Source organism: Halosimplex marinum, assembly GCF_051414075.1.
GTDB classification, from domain to species: domain Archaea; phylum Halobacteriota; class Halobacteria; order Halobacteriales; family Haloarculaceae; genus Halosimplex; species Halosimplex marinum.
Genome location: NZ_JBLKNY010000003.1, coordinates 634,857 through 652,221 on the forward strand (window position 1 = coordinate 634,857; position 17,365 = coordinate 652,221).

16 protein-coding genes are annotated in these 17,365 nt (G+C 72.1%); 7 read left to right on the plus strand and 9 right to left on the minus strand.

Annotated elements, in window-relative coordinates; all coding sequences use genetic code 11:
• Positions 1-39: 39 nt before the first annotated feature.
• On the minus strand, positions 40-1,152 hold the full coding sequence (locus tag ACMGFI_RS04275) for a hypothetical protein (RefSeq protein WP_436907603.1): 1,113 nt from the start codon (positions 1,150-1,152) through the stop codon (positions 40-42).
• 115 nt (positions 1,153-1,267) lie between these two features.
• On the opposite strand from ACMGFI_RS04275, the gene ACMGFI_RS04280 reads away from it, so the two are divergent.
• Both ACMGFI_RS04280 and ACMGFI_RS04285 read left to right on the plus strand, forming a co-directional pair.
• Positions 1,268-2,026 (plus strand): DUF8170 family protein, encoded by a 759-nt coding sequence (locus ACMGFI_RS04280; RefSeq protein WP_436907604.1) that lies wholly within the window; start codon positions 1,268-1,270, stop codon positions 2,024-2,026.
• A gap of 83 nt (positions 2,027-2,109) precedes the next feature.
• The gene (locus ACMGFI_RS04285; RefSeq protein ID WP_436907605.1) at positions 2,110-3,195 is read left to right on the plus strand and encodes a DUF373 family protein; all 1,086 of its coding nucleotides are present in this window, start codon (positions 2,110-2,112) and stop codon (positions 3,193-3,195) included.
• Positions 3,196-3,231: 36 nt separating this feature from the next.
• On the opposite strand, the gene ACMGFI_RS04290 is transcribed toward ACMGFI_RS04285, so the two are convergent.
• The gene (locus ACMGFI_RS04290; RefSeq protein WP_436907606.1) at positions 3,232-3,585 is read right to left on the minus strand and encodes a hypothetical protein; all 354 of its coding nucleotides are present in this window, start codon (positions 3,583-3,585) and stop codon (positions 3,232-3,234) included.
• 372 nt (positions 3,586-3,957) lie between these two features.
• Here ACMGFI_RS04290 and ACMGFI_RS04295 point away from each other — a divergent pair, with 372 nt between their 5' ends.
• On the plus strand, positions 3,958-8,121 hold the full coding sequence (locus ACMGFI_RS04295; RefSeq protein WP_436907607.1) for a PAS domain S-box protein: 4,164 nt from the start codon (positions 3,958-3,960) through the stop codon (positions 8,119-8,121).
• 61 nt (positions 8,122-8,182) lie between these two features.
• Positions 8,183-10,555, plus strand: coding sequence for an NHL repeat-containing protein (locus ACMGFI_RS04300; RefSeq protein ID WP_436907608.1), 2,373 nt, complete (start codon positions 8,183-8,185; stop codon positions 10,553-10,555).
• Between the two features lie 82 nt (positions 10,556-10,637).
• On the opposite strand, the gene icd is transcribed toward ACMGFI_RS04300, so the two are convergent.
• Positions 10,638-11,906, minus strand: a complete 1,269-nt coding sequence (gene icd, locus ACMGFI_RS04305; RefSeq protein WP_436907609.1) for an isocitrate dehydrogenase (NADP(+)) — start codon at positions 11,904-11,906, stop codon at positions 10,638-10,640.
• 259 nt (positions 11,907-12,165) lie between these two features.
• Here icd and ACMGFI_RS04310 point away from each other — a divergent pair, with 259 nt between their 5' ends.
• On the plus strand, positions 12,166-13,104 hold the full coding sequence (locus ACMGFI_RS04310) for an isoaspartyl peptidase/L-asparaginase (RefSeq protein WP_436907610.1): 939 nt from the start codon (positions 12,166-12,168) through the stop codon (positions 13,102-13,104).
• Here ACMGFI_RS04310 and ACMGFI_RS04315 read toward each other — a convergent pair.
• The 5 genes from ACMGFI_RS04315 to ACMGFI_RS04335 all read right to left on the minus strand — a co-directional run bounded on the left by ACMGFI_RS04315 (position 13,101) and on the right by ACMGFI_RS04335 (position 14,899).
• Positions 13,101-13,493 carry a PIN domain-containing protein gene (locus ACMGFI_RS04315; RefSeq protein ID WP_436907611.1) on the minus strand — a complete coding sequence of 131 codons (393 nt, stop codon included), beginning with the start codon at positions 13,491-13,493 and terminating at the stop codon, positions 13,101-13,103. The genes ACMGFI_RS04310 and ACMGFI_RS04315 overlap by 4 nt on opposite strands.
• Entirely contained in the window at positions 13,490-13,744 is a 255-nt protein-coding gene (locus ACMGFI_RS04320; protein ID WP_436907613.1) for an antitoxin VapB family protein, read from the minus strand. Before ACMGFI_RS04320 ends, ACMGFI_RS04315 begins: the two co-directional genes overlap by 4 nt.
• A 46-nt stretch (positions 13,745-13,790) precedes the next feature.
• On the minus strand, positions 13,791-14,132 hold the full coding sequence (locus ACMGFI_RS04325; RefSeq protein WP_436907614.1) for a DUF7521 family protein: 342 nt from the start codon (positions 14,130-14,132) through the stop codon (positions 13,791-13,793).
• A complete protein-coding gene (locus tag ACMGFI_RS04330; protein WP_436907615.1) occupies positions 14,129-14,467 on the minus strand; it encodes a helix-turn-helix domain-containing protein in 339 nt (112 codons plus the stop codon). Before ACMGFI_RS04330 ends, ACMGFI_RS04325 begins: the two co-directional genes overlap by 4 nt.
• 93 nt (positions 14,468-14,560) lie before the next feature.
• Complete coding sequence (locus ACMGFI_RS04335) at positions 14,561-14,899, minus strand: DUF3784 domain-containing protein (protein WP_436907616.1); 339 nt, start codon at positions 14,897-14,899, stop codon at positions 14,561-14,563.
• Positions 14,900-15,067: 168 nt separating this feature from the next.
• Here ACMGFI_RS04335 and map point away from each other — a divergent pair, with 168 nt between their 5' ends.
• Complete coding sequence (map, locus tag ACMGFI_RS04340) at positions 15,068-15,961, plus strand: type II methionyl aminopeptidase (RefSeq protein ID WP_436907618.1); 894 nt, start codon at positions 15,068-15,070, stop codon at positions 15,959-15,961.
• 133 nt (positions 15,962-16,094) lie between these two features.
• Here map and ACMGFI_RS04345 read toward each other — a convergent pair whose 3' ends face one another.
• Positions 16,095-16,799 carry a DUF2270 domain-containing protein gene (locus ACMGFI_RS04345; RefSeq protein ID WP_436907620.1) on the minus strand — a complete coding sequence of 235 codons (705 nt, stop codon included), beginning with the start codon at positions 16,797-16,799 and terminating at the stop codon, positions 16,095-16,097.
• Between the two features lie 142 nt (positions 16,800-16,941).
• On the opposite strand from ACMGFI_RS04345, the gene ACMGFI_RS04350 reads away from it, so the two are divergent.
• Positions 16,942-17,349 carry a universal stress protein gene (locus ACMGFI_RS04350; protein WP_436907621.1) on the plus strand — a complete coding sequence of 136 codons (408 nt, stop codon included), beginning with the start codon at positions 16,942-16,944 and terminating at the stop codon, positions 17,347-17,349.
• Positions 17,350-17,365 lie beyond the last annotated feature (16 nt).

A 17,365-nucleotide genomic window follows, 5' to 3' on the forward strand; every position in this document is an offset into this window, starting at 1 on the left:
TGAGCAGTCGACTCCGTTCGAGCCACCGTTGGAGAATCGCTACTGCAAGTCCATCGCACGCTCGGTCAGCCGGTAGCGGTACGCCTGGTTCAGGAAGACGATTCGCCCGTATTCTTCGGACTTTGCCACCTCTTCGGACGACTCGATAGCGTCGACGGCCGTGTTGAGGCGGTCGACCGGATCCCCGGAATGGAGATACTCGACGACGCGTTCCGGTGCGACACCGAACTCGCTCGCGAGGATACTCCGTATCGTGCGCCCGGCCCCGTCTGCGAGTGCGAGCGAGGGCTCCGCCGTCGCCGTCTGCGAGCCGTCGAGCTCGGCGGCTTCGTCGTCCAGTTCGATCGACTGTAGCTCATCGTCGATGTGGGCGACGAGCGCGTCGAGATTGTCCCGGGCCTCCTCGGTGACGCGTCCGTTGACGATCTCGTCGACCCGTTCGCTGATCACGAAAACGTTCGGCCCTGGTGGTTTCGTCCGTTCGAGCAGACCCATCTCGACGAGGTTATCGAGAACCGTTTCCGGGCGGTGGGTCAGTTCGACCTCGAACTCGTCGAGCAACTCGGTTCGTTTGATCCCCTCGTGCTCGGGACCGATCCCCGCGTCGAAGAACGCCTCCACGAGCGCGATCTGGTCGTCGACACTGGGAGCGGTCCCCTTTCGCTGCCTGATGTAGCCCTCTACTCGGTCGAGATCTGTCGATCCGTCCCCGATGGTAAGCGCCCGGTCGACGCTCGGCGGGAGGTCCGGGCGCGGCGCATCGAGGTGGCGTTCGACCTTCTCCGACAGGCGCGTGTTCTCGTACAGTGCTCGCGCGACGGGCAACCCTCGCAGGTAGTTGTACTCGGAGAGAACCTCCACGCCGTATTCGGTGAGGCCGTAGAACTGCGACGGGAGTCCGCGGGTGCTCTCGTTCGGGGGATGCTCGTAACACGCGACCACGTCCGCCTCTTCGAGAACCTGTAACTGGTCGCGGATAGCGGCCTTGTTTTTCGGAATCAGGTACGCGAACTCGTCGAGTGACGGGAGATGCGCCGGATGCCCCAGGATGTACTGTAACACGAGATGGCGAGTCTCCTGAGACAGTAGCTCGTAGATCTGCCGCTGCTCTTCGAATGGCCCCCCATCCTCCGCGGCAGGTGCATCGCTCATACTCGATAATCCTCGCAGACGCGCAAAACACTTTGGGATGACTGGTTTGGTTGAAAAGCCACTTGACCATACTAGTCGGGAAGGTATTTGTTACCGTAGCTAAAAACAGCGGTCGATGACCGGGTCGGAGACGCCGGCGGACGACGCCGAGATCATGGAAGCGGTGGACGAAGCGTTGCAGGGCCTCGAACTCGAACCGCACGAGACCGCCGAGATCCTCGGTTTCGCCAACCGGGAAGTGCCGCACCTACAGACCCCGGAGGACTCGTATTTCATTCTGGGTAGCTACCGGGATCCGTACGTCCGCCGGTTGCGGATCGTCGAGAACGAACTGGACAAACGCCTCGGCACCTATCCGTTCCTGATGGGGGACCTGCCGGAGATCGATATCGACCGTCTCCCGGTGTTCCGGATCCGGTTCACCCTGTTGGCCACCTACGCTGACCACATCGTCGCGGTGTACGAACAGGACGCCGGCGGGGAAGTGACCGAACTCGGGAAGATCAGCGCGACCCCGTATTTCGATCGGTCGACGGTTCTCCCCCGAGATTACGCCTGGATGACCGACAGAAACATCGAAACCGTAGCCGATCTCCTCGCTGCTGCAGTGAACGTCTATTTCAACGACGACCTCGACGAGGAAGAGACCGAGGCGGAGCTGGATTCGCTGGTCACACAGGCCCAGCGGAACGATATCGAGGTTTCGCGGGAGGAAGTCGTAGACCGGATCGAGGGGCGGACTGACGCCGACGGCGAGGCGGTGTCCTACAGTTGGGTCCACCTGAACGAGTTTCGACTCTTCGAACTCCACGGGCGCTGTCTTCCGTGGACGGACCCCGAGGAGTTACGGGACGTGACGGACCGGATCCCCTGACCGTCGACGCTCGTCCCGATACAGCGCCATCGGCGCAACCGAGCCCCGAAGACTGATACAGGGCCGTAGCCTACCCCCGATCGATGCTGCTGGTCCTGTGCGTGGACCTCGACGACGACCTCGGGCGCAAGACGGGCGTCGAGACGCCGGTGGTCGGCCGCGACGCCGTCGAGGCCGCGGCCGTCGACCTGGCGACCGCCGACCCCGAGGACAGCGACGTGAACGTCCTCTTCGAGGGGCTACACATCGCCGACCGGGTCGACGACGAGTCCGTCGAGGTGGCGGCGGTCACGGGCGTCGACGGCAGCGACGTGGCCGCCAACCGCGCCGTCGGCGAGGAACTCGACGAGGTGCTCGCCGGGCTGGCCACCGGCGAGGACGTACGCGCGATGGTCGTCACCGACGGCGCCCAGGACGAGTCGGTCCTCCCGGTGATCCGCTCGCGGGTGCCCATCGACGGCGTCCAGCGGGTCGTCGTCCGGCAGGCCCAGGACTTAGAGTCGATGTACTACACGATCAAGCAGGTGCTCGACGACCCCGAGACGCGGGGGACGATCCTCATCCCGATGGGCATCCTCCTGCTCATCTACCCGCTGTCGCTGCTGGCCGAGCGGCTGGATATGCCCGGTGCCGTCTTCGGCGTCACGTCGGCGCTGATCGGGTTCTACCTGCTGTCGCGCGGGCTGGCGCTGGGCGAGCGACTCGACGCGTTCGTCGACCGGGTCCGCGAGGGGCTGTACGCCGGCCGCGTCTCGCTGGTGACCTACCTCGTCGCGGGCCTGCTCCTGGTGATCGGCGGTTTCACCGGGGCACAGACGGTCCAGGGCCTCCAGGCCGACACCGGCGACGCGCTGACGGTGATCGAGGTGATCGCGGCGCTCGTCTACGGGTCGCTGCGCTGGTTCGCCGCCGCGGGCGTCACCAGCAGCCTCGGCCGCGTCGTCGACGGCTACATCGACGGCGAGTTCGAGTGGCGCCACCTCAACGCGCCCGTCTACGTGCTGGCCATCGCCTTCATCCTCCACGGCGTCTCCAGTTTCGTCCTCGCGTACGGCGACCTGTCGTACCTCGCCTTTACCCTCACCGGCGCGACGCTCCTGGGGCTGGCCAGCACCTTCGCGTTCGCGCTGGCGGAGTCGCGGTTCGGCGGCCGCGTCAGGCCGACGTAGCGGCCGTCGATCGCCGCTCCGCTATCGACCGTCCGTTTACCGCTCGCGCGCCTGGCCGACGAGGAAGCCGCAGCCGGCGATCACGAGGACGACGCCGCCGACGAGCAACACCCCGTTCCCGGTCGCCGTTCCGAGGACGACGCTCGCCCACGCGAGGCCGAAGACACCGTGGGCCAGCGCGAACAGCCGGCGGCCCCGCCGGTAGAAGACGACGGCGCCGAGCAGTAGCGCGGCCGCGAGGACGACCGCCGAGAGCGCGACCGGCCGCACGCGCAGGCCGCCGACCGGGAGGGGGCCGACCAGCGGTTCGAGCAGGAAGGTCACCCCCGCCAGGCCGACCAGCGCCCCGACGGCGACCGGCCCGGCTTCGAGGTCGAGCGCCGCGCTCACGCCGTCACCTCGACCGGCGACCGCGGAGCGGTCGACCGCCGGTCCGCCCGACGCGTCCGTGTCACGTCGCGCCGTTGGGTCCGGAGCGCCCTGAACGTTCTGACCCGGCCGACCGTGGTTGCCGCCGCGGTTCTCACCCCGGGACGACGGTACTTTTATCGCGCACGCCCCGTTACCCGCGATCGTGTCAACTAACGGACGAGCGTGGCGCCGGGAGACCCACGGCGGGCAGCGACGGTCGCCCGCGCCGGGCGCTCGACGGGTTCGGAACCGACGATGACGGGTGAGGGTTCGAGGTCGGGCGGCGGATCGGAGCCTCCAGCGGGTACCGGGTCGGTCGATACCGGACGTTCCGGGGCCGAATCGGCGGACGTGGTCGAGGGTCGCCGGTGCGTCGCGGCGGCGGTCGCGGACGGCCGCGCCGTCGACGCGACGGCGCCGCTCGACGACGCCCTGGGGCTGGACCCGGCGGCCGCGACCGGCGAGGCGGACCTCTACGAGGGGCTCGCGGCCGCGGCGACCGAGAGCGGGCCGGTCGAGCGGGTCGCGGCGGCCGCCGCCGACGGCGTCCCGACCGACGGGGCCGCGGTCGGGTTCGGGACCGACGCGGGCGAGCGGACCTACCGCCACGCGGGCGTCCCCTGTCCGGCCGACTCGGCGGTCGACCGCGTCGAACTGTTCGAGGACGTGACCCGGCTCCGCGAGCGGGCCGACCGCCTCGACCTGTTCGAGACGCTGGCCGGGCGCACCCGCGACGGGCTCGTCGCGACCGACGACGCGGGGCGGGTCGCCTACTGCGACGAGTCGTTCGCGTCGCGGCTCGGCGCGGACCCGGCGGCGCTCGTCGGGCGGCCGGCCGAACAGCTCGTCGCCGAGCGCGACCGGGACGACTGGACCGCTGTGGTTGCCGACCTCGCCCCCGGCGACGAGCTGACCCGCGAGTTCGCGTTCCGCCGGGGCGGCGAGCGCGTCGAGCTGTCGGTCGCGCTGACCGGCCGGCCCGGCGGGGGCGTCCTCGGGGCGACGCGCCGTCCCGGCCGCGACGCCGGGCGAACCGACCGCGTCGAGCGGTACCGCCGGCTCGTCGAGAGCGCCGGCGACCCGATGTTCGTCGTCGACGCCGACGACCGGATCGCCCTCGCCAACGGGGCGATGGGCGACTTTCTCGGCACCGACCCCGCGGATCTTGAGGGGCGGCCGGTGGCCGACCCGGTCCCGGCCGAGGCGGCCGACCGGATCGCCGCGGCGCTGGAGACCGTGCGCGCGGGCGAGCGCCGCCGGTGGCACGACACGGAGCTGCGGCTCCCGGACGCCGACGGGCGACCCCGCGAGTTCGAGGTCACCTTCGGCCCGGTGCGGACCGGCGGGAGCGTCGTCGGGACGGTCGGCACCTTCCGGGACGTGACCGAGCGCGAGCGCCGCCGGCGGGAGCTGGAACAGCTCCGGCGGCTGCTCTCCGGCGTCGTCCGGACGGACGTGGCCGACGGCGTCCGGGAGATCGGCGACCTGGCCGACCGCCTGGCCGAGCGGGTCGACGGCCGGCCCGCGACGCTGGCGGCGGCGATCGGCGAGCGGACCGACGCGCTGGCGGACCTGGTCGCCAAGACCGCGGCGGTCGAGCGGATCGTCGACGCCGACCCCGAGCCGACGGCGGTCGCCCTCGACGAGGCCGTCGACCGCGCGGTCGCCGCCGCCGACCCCCCGCCCGCGGCGACCCTCGACGTGGCGGCCCCGTCGGTCGACGTTCGGGCCGTCCCGGTCGTCGACCTCGCGGTCCGCAACCTCGTCGAGAACGCGCTCGTGCACTCGGGGGAGGCGCCGACCGTCTCCGTGACGGGGGCGGTCGAGGGCGGGTCGGTCGCCCTCTCGGTCGCCGACGACGGGCCGGGGATCCCCGACGTGGAGCTGGCGGCGCTCGAACGCGGCGCGGAGACGCCGCTCGACCACGGCAGCGGCGTCGGCCTCTGGTTGGTCGAGTGGGTCGTCGCCAAGTCCGGGGGCGACCTCTCGTTCGACACCGACGGCGGTACCCGTGTCACGGTCCGGTTCGACCGCGCCGACGACGCGAGCGGGCCGCTGAGCGGGTCCGACGCTGCCGGCGCCGGCGGGACCGCCCCCGACTCGGGCGCCGACGTGCGGGTCTGTCACCTCGACCCGGACCGCTCGGCGACGGCGCGGATCCGCGAGGCCGCGGCCGGCGTCGCACCGACCGTCGCAGTCGAGCGCGCCGAGGGGGTCGACGCCGCCGTCGACGCGCTGGCGACCGGCCGGGTCGACTGCCTGGTCACCGACCGCCTCGACGACTCCGACTGGGACCGGCTCGTCGACGCGGCCGCCGGGGCCGACGCCCCCGTCGTCTGTTACGCCGGCGACGCCCACGCCGGTGTCGACTCGGACCGTCTCGCCGCCGTCGACAGCGTCGTCGAGAAGGGGACGGGCACCGCGCCGGCGGCCTTCCTGGTCGAGAAGGTCCGCGCGCTCGTCGGCGCCGACGCCGACAGCCGCTCCGAAGGGGCCGCAGACGCCCACTCCGAAGGAGCCGCCGACCCCCAGCCCGTGGGGACCGCCGACGGCTCGGCGCCCGCGGGCGACACCGGCGACGCGACCGGCGCGGACGCCGACTCATCCGCCGGTGGGGCCGTCCGCGTCGAGACCGACGCGGGCACGCGGACGCACGTCCCGGCCGACCACCCCGGGTTCGCCAGCGGGCGCGACGCGTCCGATGCCTCCAGTCCATCCGACGCTGGCGACGAACCCGACACCGCCGACCCGTCCGACGCCGTCGACGCGCCCGACGCCCGGGACGGCCACGACGAGTCGGCCGACGGCGAGGCGACGGTCCGGACCGCGACCGCCGCGGGGAGTCGACGCCGGGTCGGCGAGTGGGTCCTGGATCTGACGGCGGCCGGCGAGGACCTGCGGGTGCGCTACGCCCGGGACCTGACGCGGGCAGTCGCCCGCGAGCGACGGCTGTCGCTCCTGTCGGCGCTCGTCGACCGCGCCCGCGACTGCGTCTCGGTCGTCGACGCGAACGGCGAGGTGGTCTACCACGACGAGGCGTTCGCCGACCTGCTGGGCTACGACGACATGATCGGCGTCCACTCGGCGGAGTACATGGCGCCGGGCGAACTGGAGAAGGGGCAGCTGGCGGTCCAGCGGCTGCTCGCGACGCCGGACCTGGACAGCGAGGTCCTCGACGTGGCCTTCGAGACGGCCGACGGGGAGCGGGTCACGCTGGCGGTCCGCTTCGCCGTCCGCCGCGAGGACGGCGAGTACGCCGGCGTCGTCAACGTCGCCCGCGACGTGACCGGCGCGGCCGCCGACCCGCGGCTCGAACGCTACCGGACGCTCGTCGAGAGCGCCGGCGACCCGATGTTCGTCGTCGACGGCGACGGCCGGCTCGCCCTGGTCAACGAGGCGCTCGAACGGCTACTCGGCCGCTCCCGGTCGGCGCTCCGCGGCGCGCACGTCCGGGACGCCTTCCCGACCGTCTCCGCCGCGGACGACGAAGGGGGCGTCGGCGCCGTCGACGTGGAACGGGACGCGAACGGGAGCGACCGGGACGCGAGCGACGAGGGCGACCGGGAGGCGGGCAGGAGCAACCGAGGGGCGGACGGGGGCGACGAGTGGTGGCGCCCCGCCGGCGGCGACCGGACCTGCTGTGTGCGGGTCCGGGGCGCCGACGGCGACAGCCACCGCTACGAGGTGACCGTCGTCGACCCCGACGGCTTCGACGGCGCCGTCTGCACGTGCCGGGAGGTCACGGCCCGCGAGCGCCGCGCCGAGGAGCTCGCCCGCCTGAAGCGGGTGCTCGGTCGGGTCCTCCGGCACAACCTCCGCAACGAGCTCACGCTCGTGACCGGCCACGCCCAGCTCATCGCCGACGCCGTCGCCGGCGGCAACGAGCCCGACGACGCTGACGGGGCGCCCGGTGGGACTGGCGCCGGCGAGGGCGGCGCCGACACCGACGACCCGCTCGCGCTGGCGCGGTCGATCCGGCGGGCGAGCGACGACCTCGCGGCGACGGCCGCGACCGCCCGCGCGGCCGAGCGGGCGCTCGAACGGCGCGACCCCGAACGCCCGCAGTCGGTGACAGCCGCCGTCGACGCGGCCGCCGAGTCCGCCGCCGAGCACCGCCGACCGCTGTCGGTCGACGCGTCGGTCGGCGGGGACCCGTCGGTCCGCGCCCCGGGGGCGTTCGTCGCGGCGCTCGAAGCGCTGTTCGGCGCGCTCGCGGCCGACAGCGACGCCGAGCGCCCGACGCTGTACGTCCGGGCGACCGAGGCCGACGGCCGCGTCGCCCTCCGCGTCTCGCTCGCGGCCGGGAGCGGCTCCCGGGAGACGCTCGAACCGTTCGTCGCCGACCCGGAGGCCGCTCTCGACCGCCACCGCGACGCCGGCGCCTGGCTGTTCGCCCGGGTCCTCGACCGGTCCGCGGGACAGGCCCGACTCGACGAGGCGGGCGACCGGCGCGCTGTCGTCGTCTCGCTGCCCGCCACGGACGACTCGCCGGCCGGCGCGTCCTCGGCGGAGTGACGCGGTCGGCCGCCCGACGCCCGATAGCAAATCACATAGACGTGGCAACTGATCGATCTGTATGGCCGGGTTCACCTTCCACGGGTACTACGGGGTGCGGGCGACGGACCGACCGCTCTCCGGACGGTTCGGCGGCGGAGCGGCGACCGACGAGGCGGCGACCGACCGGACGGCGACCGACGAGGCGGCGACCGACGGCACCTCGTCGCTTCCGGCGCCGCTGGGTGCCGTCGCCCCCCGGCTGGCGTCGCCGGTCGGGACCGCACAGGACGCCCGGAACAACGTCTGGATCGCCGACACCGGGCACAACCGGCTGCTCGTCGTCGACGACGACCTGAGCCGACTACTCGCCGTCGTCGGCGGCGCCGGGTCGGAGCCGGGACGGTTCGACCTCCCGATGCGGCTGGCGCACCACCCGACCGCTCGGGCGGTCTACGTCGCCGACACCGGCAACGGCCGGATCCAGCGTCTCGACTACGCGTACGACGGCGACCGCCCCCGCGTCACTGCCGTCGACGGGTTCGGCGCGGGCGACCCGTTCCACCCGAACGGCGTCGTCGCCCACGAGTACCCCGACGGCGTCCGGGTAATCGCGGCCGACGAGTTCTACCGCGAGGGGACGGACCTGCGGGGACGGCTCGTCGTCTTCGACGAGGACGGGACCGTCCGCCGGTCGGTCCGCGCGGTCGGCGACGACAACCCGACGCCGCTGTACTGGCCCCAGGGGCTCGATGTCGACGACCAGGGACGGATCTACGTGGCGAACACGGGATACGGCGTCCTCCACGACGGGCCGACAGGCCCGCCGAAGCTCGCGACGGTCGTCCGCTGCGACCGGACCGGCGCGGCGGCGCCCTTCGAGGGGCGGTCGGACGAGGTGCTCGCCGAGCTACCGATGCCCCGCGACGTGGCCGTCGTCGGGTCGGGCGTCGACGCGCAGATATTCGTCCCCGACGCGGCGACCGGGCGGGTCCACGTCTACACGAGCGTCGGCATCCCCGACGGCGTCGTCCCCGAGGACGGCGAGGACATCCGGGGCAACGCCGCGCTCGAAGACGGGGTCGGGATCCCACACGACGGGGGCAGTCGACGGGGGGACGGCAGGCGGCGGAGGGACGACGCCATCTCAGACGACGACCCCATCTCGGACGCCGCCGCCATCTCGGACGACGACCCCGTCCCGGGCGAGGGCGGCGGCCAGGAGCGCTTCCGTGGTCCGGTCGGGATCGACGGCTTCGCGGGCGTGTCGGTGCCCGACGCCGACGCGGACGACCCGACGCTCCCGGTGCTGACGGCGGAGGCGCTCGCGGGACGGGTCGGCGCCTACGCCGTCGACATCCACGCCGAGGACGCCCGGCGGCTGGGGTCGGTCGGCGCCCCGCGGGACCGGCCCGGCGAGTTCGCCGTCCCGACCGGGTCGGTCGTCGTCGCCGACCCCGACTCGCCGCTCGACGGGTGCGCGCTCGTCGGCGACGGCGCGAACGGCCGGCTCGGGTGTATCGACCTGGCCGACGCGACCACCAACACCGACGACCCGGCCGCCGCGACCGACGGCGGCCACGTCGCCGACGCCGAGCGCGACCGCGACGGGGCCCGCGCGGGCGGCCGGGTCGACCCCGTTGCGCTCCCGGCGACGCGGTTCCCGTTCGGGCTGGCCTACTGGCCCGCCGGGACCGGCGGGGGCGGACGCCTGTTCGTGACCGACTACACCGCCCACTACCGGGACGCCGACGAGGTCGGTCAGGTCCACGTCTACGCCGTCGACGAGGCGCCCGACGACGGGACTGACTGCCAGTCGGTCGAGCTCACCCTGGTCGACTCCTTCGGTTCGTGGGGCCTGGGCGACGGCGAGGTGAAGCTCCCGCGGGGCGTCGCCGTCGACCCGCGAGGGGACGGCGTCGCACGCGTGTGGGTCGCCGACTCCGCGAACGGTCGGGTCGCGGTCTGGGACTACGACCGCGTCCTCGACGGGGCCGAGCCGCTGGGCGACCGCGGCGGGTTCGGCCACTACGACGGCGGGTTCTGGAACCCCTCGGACGTGGCCGTCGGCGACCGCGGCGTCTACGTCGCCGACGAGAACAACAACCGCCTCCAGCGCTTCGACGGCGAGGAGTGGCACCCCGTCGGGGACCCGGGCTACGGCGGCGGCCGCGAGTTCCTCCTGCCCATCTCCGTCGCCGCCCGCGACGGCCGGCTGTTCGTCCTCGACCTGGTCAGCCGCTCGGTCCGGGTGTTCGCGGAGGACGGGAGTGTCGACGGGGGGTTGCGCCCGGTCGACGAACGCCGGGCGTTCGGCGGCGACGCCGCTGCCGGGGAGCTGTGGCTCCCCTACCTGCTGTCGGTCGGCGACGGTTCGGACGCGCCGGGCGTCGACGTCGTGGTTCCGGACTCGACGCTCCACGTCGCCCACCACTTCACGTGGAGCGGGGCGTAGAGCGATCCCAGCAGCCGAGCGGAGCGCAGTCGCTGGCGAACCGAAGGCGCGAAAAGACGGAGTGGAAGTCCCGTGGACCGGCTTACGCGAGGTCGTGGACGTTGTCGACGACGGCCTCGGCGAACTCGGAGGTGGCGAGCTTCTCGCCGCCCTCGATCTGGCGTTCGAGGTCGTAGGTGACCTTGCCGGCGGAGATGGTCTCCTCGACGGCGTCGCGGACGAGCTGGCCGGCGTCGTCCCAGCCCATGTACTCGAGCATCAGGCGGCCCGAGAGGATCATCGCGGTCGGGTTGACCTTGTCCTGGCCGGCGTACTTCGGGGCGGAGCCGTGGACCGGCTCGGCGAGACAGCGCGCGTCGCCGAAGTTGGCGCCCGGCGCGATGCCGAGGCCGCCGATCTGGGCGCCGCAGGCGTCGCTGATGTAGTCGCCGTTGAGGTTCATCGTCGCCAGCACGTCGTACTGGTCGGTGCGGGTCAGCACCTGCTGGAGCATGTTGTCGGCGATGCGGTCGTTGACGACGACGGCGTCCTCCGGCGGCTCGCCGTCCCGTTCCTCCCAGAGGGTGTCCTCGGTGATGACCTCGTCGCCGTACTCCTCCTCGGCGACCTCGTAGCCCCAGTCGGCGAACTGGCCCTCGGTGAACTTCATGATGTTACCCTTGTGGACCAGGGTGACCGAGTCGCGGTCGTTCTCCAGCGCGTAGTCGATGGCCTTGCGGATGAGCCGCTTGGAGCCGAACTCGGAGATCGGCTTGACGCCGATGCCGACCGGACCGTCGTGGATGGTCTGGTCGAAGCCCATCTCGTCCTCGACGAACTCGCGGACCTGCTCGACCTCCTCGGTGCCCTCCTCCCACTCGATGCCGGCGTAGACGTCCTCGGTGTTCTCCCGGAAGGTGACCATGTCCATCTGCCCGGGGTTCGACACCGGCGACGGGACGCCGTCGAGGTGGTAGGTCGGCCGGACGTTCGAGTAGAAGTCCAGGGTCTGTCGCAGCGCGACGTTCAGCGAGCGGAAACCCGCGCCGACGGGTGTCGTCAGCGGGCCCTTGATGGCGACGCGGAACTCGTCGATGGCGTTGACGGTGTCCTCGGGCAGGTTCTCGTCGTACTGCTCGCGGCCGGACTCGCCGGCGAACACGCGCATCCAGTTGATCTCCCGGCCCGTCGCCGCCGCGGCGGCGTCGAGCACCTGCTGGGCGGCCGGCCCCACGTCCTGGCCGATGCCGTCGCCGTGGATGATCGGGATGATCGGGTCGTCGGGGATGTCGAGCTCGTCGGCGTCCTCGTCGACGACCTCGATCGGCGTTCCGTCAGACGGAACCTCAACCTTGTCGTACTCGTAGCCCATACGGCGCCATTCCACGTTCGTGCCTAAAGGACTGCCGCTTTCCGTGAGGCGATCTCCCCCGATCGGATCCGACCGCGGTCCGAATCTGTTCGGGATCGTCGAACGACATTTCGACGATGCCCGAGGGGCGTGTCGACGATCCCCGCACAGCCGTGGAGCCGACAGCGGAAACGGGAATCAGGGGCCCGGGGGTGCGGTGAGCACGTTCGGGCGAGCGCGGGACACCGAACTTATGCCGACGGGGGCGACAGGACGGGACATGCAGATCATCGCCCACGGCGGGGCGGGGTCGCCGCCCGACGAGCCCGCCGACCGCCAGGCAGTGCTGGATGAGGCCGTCGCCCGCGGAGCCGAGGAGTCGGACCCGGTCGCGGCGGTCTGTGCGGCCGTCCGCGTCCTCGAGATCGACCCCGCGTTCAACGCGGGCGTCGGCGGGGCCGTCCAGAGCGACGGCACGGTCCGTACCGACGCGGGGCTGATGACCGCCGACGGCGAGGTGGGGGCGGCGGGCGCGATGCCGGCGGTCTGTCACGCTGTCTCCGTGGCTCGGGCGGTCATGACCGAGACGCCCCACGTCATGCTCGCGGGCGAGCGGGCGGTCGCGTTCGCCGGCGCGGTCGGCGTCGAGACCGGCCTCGACCTGTGGGCCGACCGAACCCGCGAGCGGTGGGGCGAGGCCGAGCCGCCGACCGACGACGCCGAGGCCCACCTCCAGTGGGTCCGCGAGCACTTCGCGAGCGACGAGAACGGGGACGGGAGCGGCGACGAGGGCGGCGACAGCGATCCCGAAACGGATGACCGCCCGGCGCGAGCCGACCCCCACGACCACGACACCGTCGGCGCGGTCACTCGGGCGGGCGACGAGATCGCCGCCGCGACCTCCACGGGCGGGCGCTGGCTCGCGCTGGCGGGCCGGGTCGGCGACGTGCCCCAGGTCGGCGCGGGCTTCTACGCCTCCGAGGCGGGCGGGGCGAGCGCGACCGGCGCGGGCGAGGACATCGCTCGCGAGGGGCTGGCTCGTCGGGCGGTCGGCCTCCTCGAACGGGGCGCCGACGCCGAGGCGGCCGCGCGGCTGGCGATCGATGAGTTCGACGAGGCCGCCGAGGGCGACGCCGGAATCGTCGTGCTCGACGCCGACGGGGGGACGGGCGAGGCGTACAACAGCCCGGCGATGCAGACGGCGCGGGTGAACGACTAGAACGACTCGACGGCGAGCCCGTCGACAGTTTCGAAATCCCCGTCCGAGGTGACGACTGGCTCGTTGAACTGGAGGCCCGTCGCGGCGACGAGCGCGTCGCCGGGCCCGAGTGTCGGTTTGTCGTCGCTCACGAGGTGCTGTCCCTCCAGCACGCCGGCGCGACGCGCGGCGTTCGCGTCGATATCGACGATCGGTTTGTTCGCTACGAGCGCCTCGAATTTCCTCGCGTTCTCGTTGGCGTTCTCACCGGCACCGACCGCGACGTACAGTTCCTGCAGGACGATCGCCGGCACCCGCAACGGCACGTCTGCGGTTTCGAGTTCGAGCGCTTTCTCCCTGGCGTCGTCGCGCTCGTCGAGCGCGACGAGGAAGTCCGTGTCCAGGATCATTCGCCGGCGTCCGCGTCGACACCGAGCCGTTCGAGGCGTTCCTCGGTTTCCCCCGAACCCTCGCGCTCGGACCGCTCGACGAGTGCCCTGTGCCGGTCGGGGTCGATCGGGGACGCGTCGTCGGCGTAGTCGAGCAGCGTCCACTCGCTCGTGAGCCGGTCGATCGCCTCGGAGAACGTCTCGTCCGGCCGCTTTCGGCTCTTGATCCGCTCGTAGACGTCGTCGTCGAGCCGGACCGTCTTCGTCCCCATACGTGTACGTCGTTTACAGACACGGAAAAAAGGTCGGTCCGGCCGGTCACCCGCCCGTCTCCAGGCGGATCCCGTAGAGGATGGCGAGCGTGCCGAGCAGCTGGCTCACCTCGGAGACGGCGCCGACGGCGAGTTCGAACGGGCGCGAGGGGCCGACGGCGAGGGTGGCGACGAACCCGAGCCACGGGACGACCATGATCAGGACGAAGCCGGCAGCGACGAACGCCATCGCGCGGCTTCCGGTGCGGCGGTACCCCCGGTAGGCGATGTAGCTGATGAGGACGCCGACCAGCGCCGAGGACAGATCGATGCCGAGCAGGGCGAGTTCGGCCCACGCGAAGCTGGTCTGGAGCGGCGCGAGCGCGGTGGCGGGCAATGTGGCTGTCATAGTTCGTCGATGAGTCGGGTGAACGCGTCGGCCATGCTGTCGCGGCGCTCGACGGAGACCTCGAACCCGTCGTCGGTCACGTCGACGGTCACCCGCTCCAGCGTCGCCTCGTAGGTGCTGTGGTGGCCGCCGTCGTCGAGTTCGGTGTGTTCGACCACGAGGTCGCGGGCCGCCAGGTCCTCGATCCGGCGGTAGACCGTCGTCTCGGAGACGCCGCAGCGGTCGGCGATCTCCGCGGCCGGCAGCGGCTCCCCGCGGGTCGCCAGGAGCAGACACCGGACGGTGTCGTCCGCGAGCAGAGCGGCGACCGACTCGACCTCGTCGTCCGCGCTCACGGTCCGGGCGTGCGGGCCGGGTTCACTAAATACCGGGCGTTCGCCCGGAGCGGCGCCGTGACCGGGGGACAGTCGGATCCCGACACGCGCCGGTCACGCGCCGTTGCCCTCCGCCGACTGGCGGGGGAGGACGACGTTCACGCGGTAGAGCAACCGCGCGACGACGAGGAGGATCGCCGCGGTGAGCGCGAGGTTCGCCTCGTCGGGCAGGTAGCCCGCGCCGGTTGCCCCGGCGACGACGGCCACGGCGAGGCCGACCCGGATGACGGCGTTGCCGACGACGTTTCCGACCGCGTCGGGGTCGGCCGTAGACGTGCGGTCGAACCCGGCGATCAGGAACGTCCAGCCGCGGACGGCGATCAGGTACCCGACGACGACGAGCGCGCCGCCGAGCGCGACCGATACAGCGCCGCTGGGGAGGGCAGGCGTCATATCCGAACGTTCGACCGCCGGGGACATAAGTCGCAGCGGCCGACCGCAGGCGGCGCGACTGGCCGTAACCTATTTCAACCGGGACCGGCGGCCGAGCCCGGTCGGGGCGACCGCGGGGCCGCCCCGCGACACAGAAACCCTTTGACCGCAGGGCGCAAACCGCGAGCCATGAGCGTCGATCTGGACTCCGAGCAGTACGAGAAGTGCCGGGAGGCCGGCGAGATCCTCGCGCAGGTGCGCGACGAGGCCGCCGAGCGCGTCGAGGTCGGGACGGGCTACCTGGAGATCAGCGAGTGGGCCGAGGACCGCATCCGCGAACTCGGCGGCGAACCGGCCTTCCCCGTCAACGTCAGCGTCGACGAGGAGGCCGCCCACGGCGCCGCCGGCCCCGACGACGACCGCGAGATCGGCGAGGACCTGGTCAAGCTCGACATCGGCGTCCACATCGACGGCTGGCTCGCCGACACCGCCGTCACGGTCGACCTGGCCGGCGAGTCGGAACTCACCGAGGCGGCCGCCGAGGCGCTCGACGCCGCGCTCGACGTGGTCGAGCCGGGCGTCGAGACCGGCGAGATCGGCGCCGCCATCGAGGAGACCATCGAGGGCTACGGCTACAATCCGGTCGTCAACCTCACCGGCCACGGCCTGGGCCACTGGGAGCAACACACCACGCCGAACATCCCGAACCGCGCCGTCGAGCAGAGCGCCGAGTTGGAGGTCGGTGACGTGGTCGCGGTCGAGCCGTTCGCCACCGACGGCGGCGGCAAGGTCCAGGAGGGCAGTCAGGAGGAGATCTTCGCCCTCGAACGCGAGGGGTCGGTCCGGGACCGCAGTGCCCGCCAGGCGCTCGACCAGATCACAGAGGAGTTCCGGACGCTACCGTTCGCAGCCCGCTGGCTCGACGTGCGCCGCCCGAAGATGGCCCTGCGACGGCTCCAGCGCCAGGACATCGTCCACGGCTACCCCGTCCTCAAGGAGGACGAGGGGCGGATGGTCAGTCAGAAGGAACACACGATCATCGTCACCGAGGACGGCTGCGAAGTGACGACGCGGAGCCGGTAGGTCGATCGCGAGCGGAGCGAGCGCTTTTTCGCCACCGGGAGAGCAGACTCTCCCGAGCCCTGCTTCGCTTCGCTCAGCAGGACCACGTTTTTCGACGAGCGGTACTCGCAGCGAGCGGGGCGAGCAGTCCCGTTCACTCCTCGTCGGTCTTCCAGTCGCCCTCCTTGTCGCGGTCGTATATCTCGCCCATGGCCTGGCGGTCGCGGGGCCAGTAGGCGACGGCGAGCGCGGCCAGGAAGCAGACCGCGACCGCCCCGATGACGACCGTCCCGGGGACGGAGACGATAGCCGCGGCGGCGGTCGGGGAGGACCCGGACGCGAACACGGTGATCCGCGCGATCCATGCGGCCAGCAGGACGAACAGCAGGGGGAGATACACCCGGCGCAGGCGCCGCGCGAACCCCTCGCCGAAGGGCATCTTCAGCGCGGGCCTGCGGAGGTCGTCGCCGAGTTCCCGCCGCCACTCGGCGTGTTCGACCTCTTGCTGGGGGTCGACGGCGGCCGCGAACACGTCCTCCTCGAGCAGGCGCATCCGCGAGCGCCACACGTCGTAGGTGAGATACCGGCGCGTGTCGACGAGGTGGAACACCTCGACGGTGACCATCCCGATCAGCAACAGGTAGTGGGGAGTGTTGCGGCTGGAGAACACGAAGGTCAACAGCGCGGCCATGATCGTCACCGCCCAGTTGGTCGTCTGGTCGAGGCGCCCGCGCCACGTGGTCGTCCGGTCCACCTCGCCGCGGTAGAGGTGACCGAGCAGCGAGGGGAGGTTCTCGTCGATCCGTTCTGACAGGTCGTCCCGCGCCGGCGGGTCGCCATCGTCGGGTCCGTCGGACATGACTGTCCATAGGCGCGCGGGACGGGTGGGGTTTGTTCGCGAGTGGTTGCGGGATACGTCGGTCGGCGACGGCGGGACCCCTCCGAGGCGACGCAACCGCTCGCCGACGCACTGAAGGCGCCGCCGGCGCAATCGGTCCGGCATGGCAACGATATTCGTCGCGTACGGCGAGGACGGCCGCGAGGACGTGCTGGCGTTCGCGGCCGAGCGCGCGCGGGCGAGCGGCGACGACCTGTTCGTCTACCACTACCAGGAGACGGCCGACGAGGCGGCCGAGACCGTCCGCTCGGAGGTTGAGGCGGTCCTCGACGAGGTGGCGCCCGACGTGGCCGCCGAGGTCGTCGTCGAGGAGGGCCGCGGCCGGTCCGACGAGACGAACGTCTCCAGTCAGAAGAAGCTGGTCGACGCGATCCGGGAGCGCGACCCCGAGTGGTCCTACGTGGTGATGGGCAACGTCGAACACGGCGCCGTCGAGAGCTTCGTCCTGCCGAGCCTCACCGAGGCGGTCCTCGACCTGCGTGACGTGCCGGTCCTGCTCGTTCCGGTCTGATCCGCTTTCTCCGGCT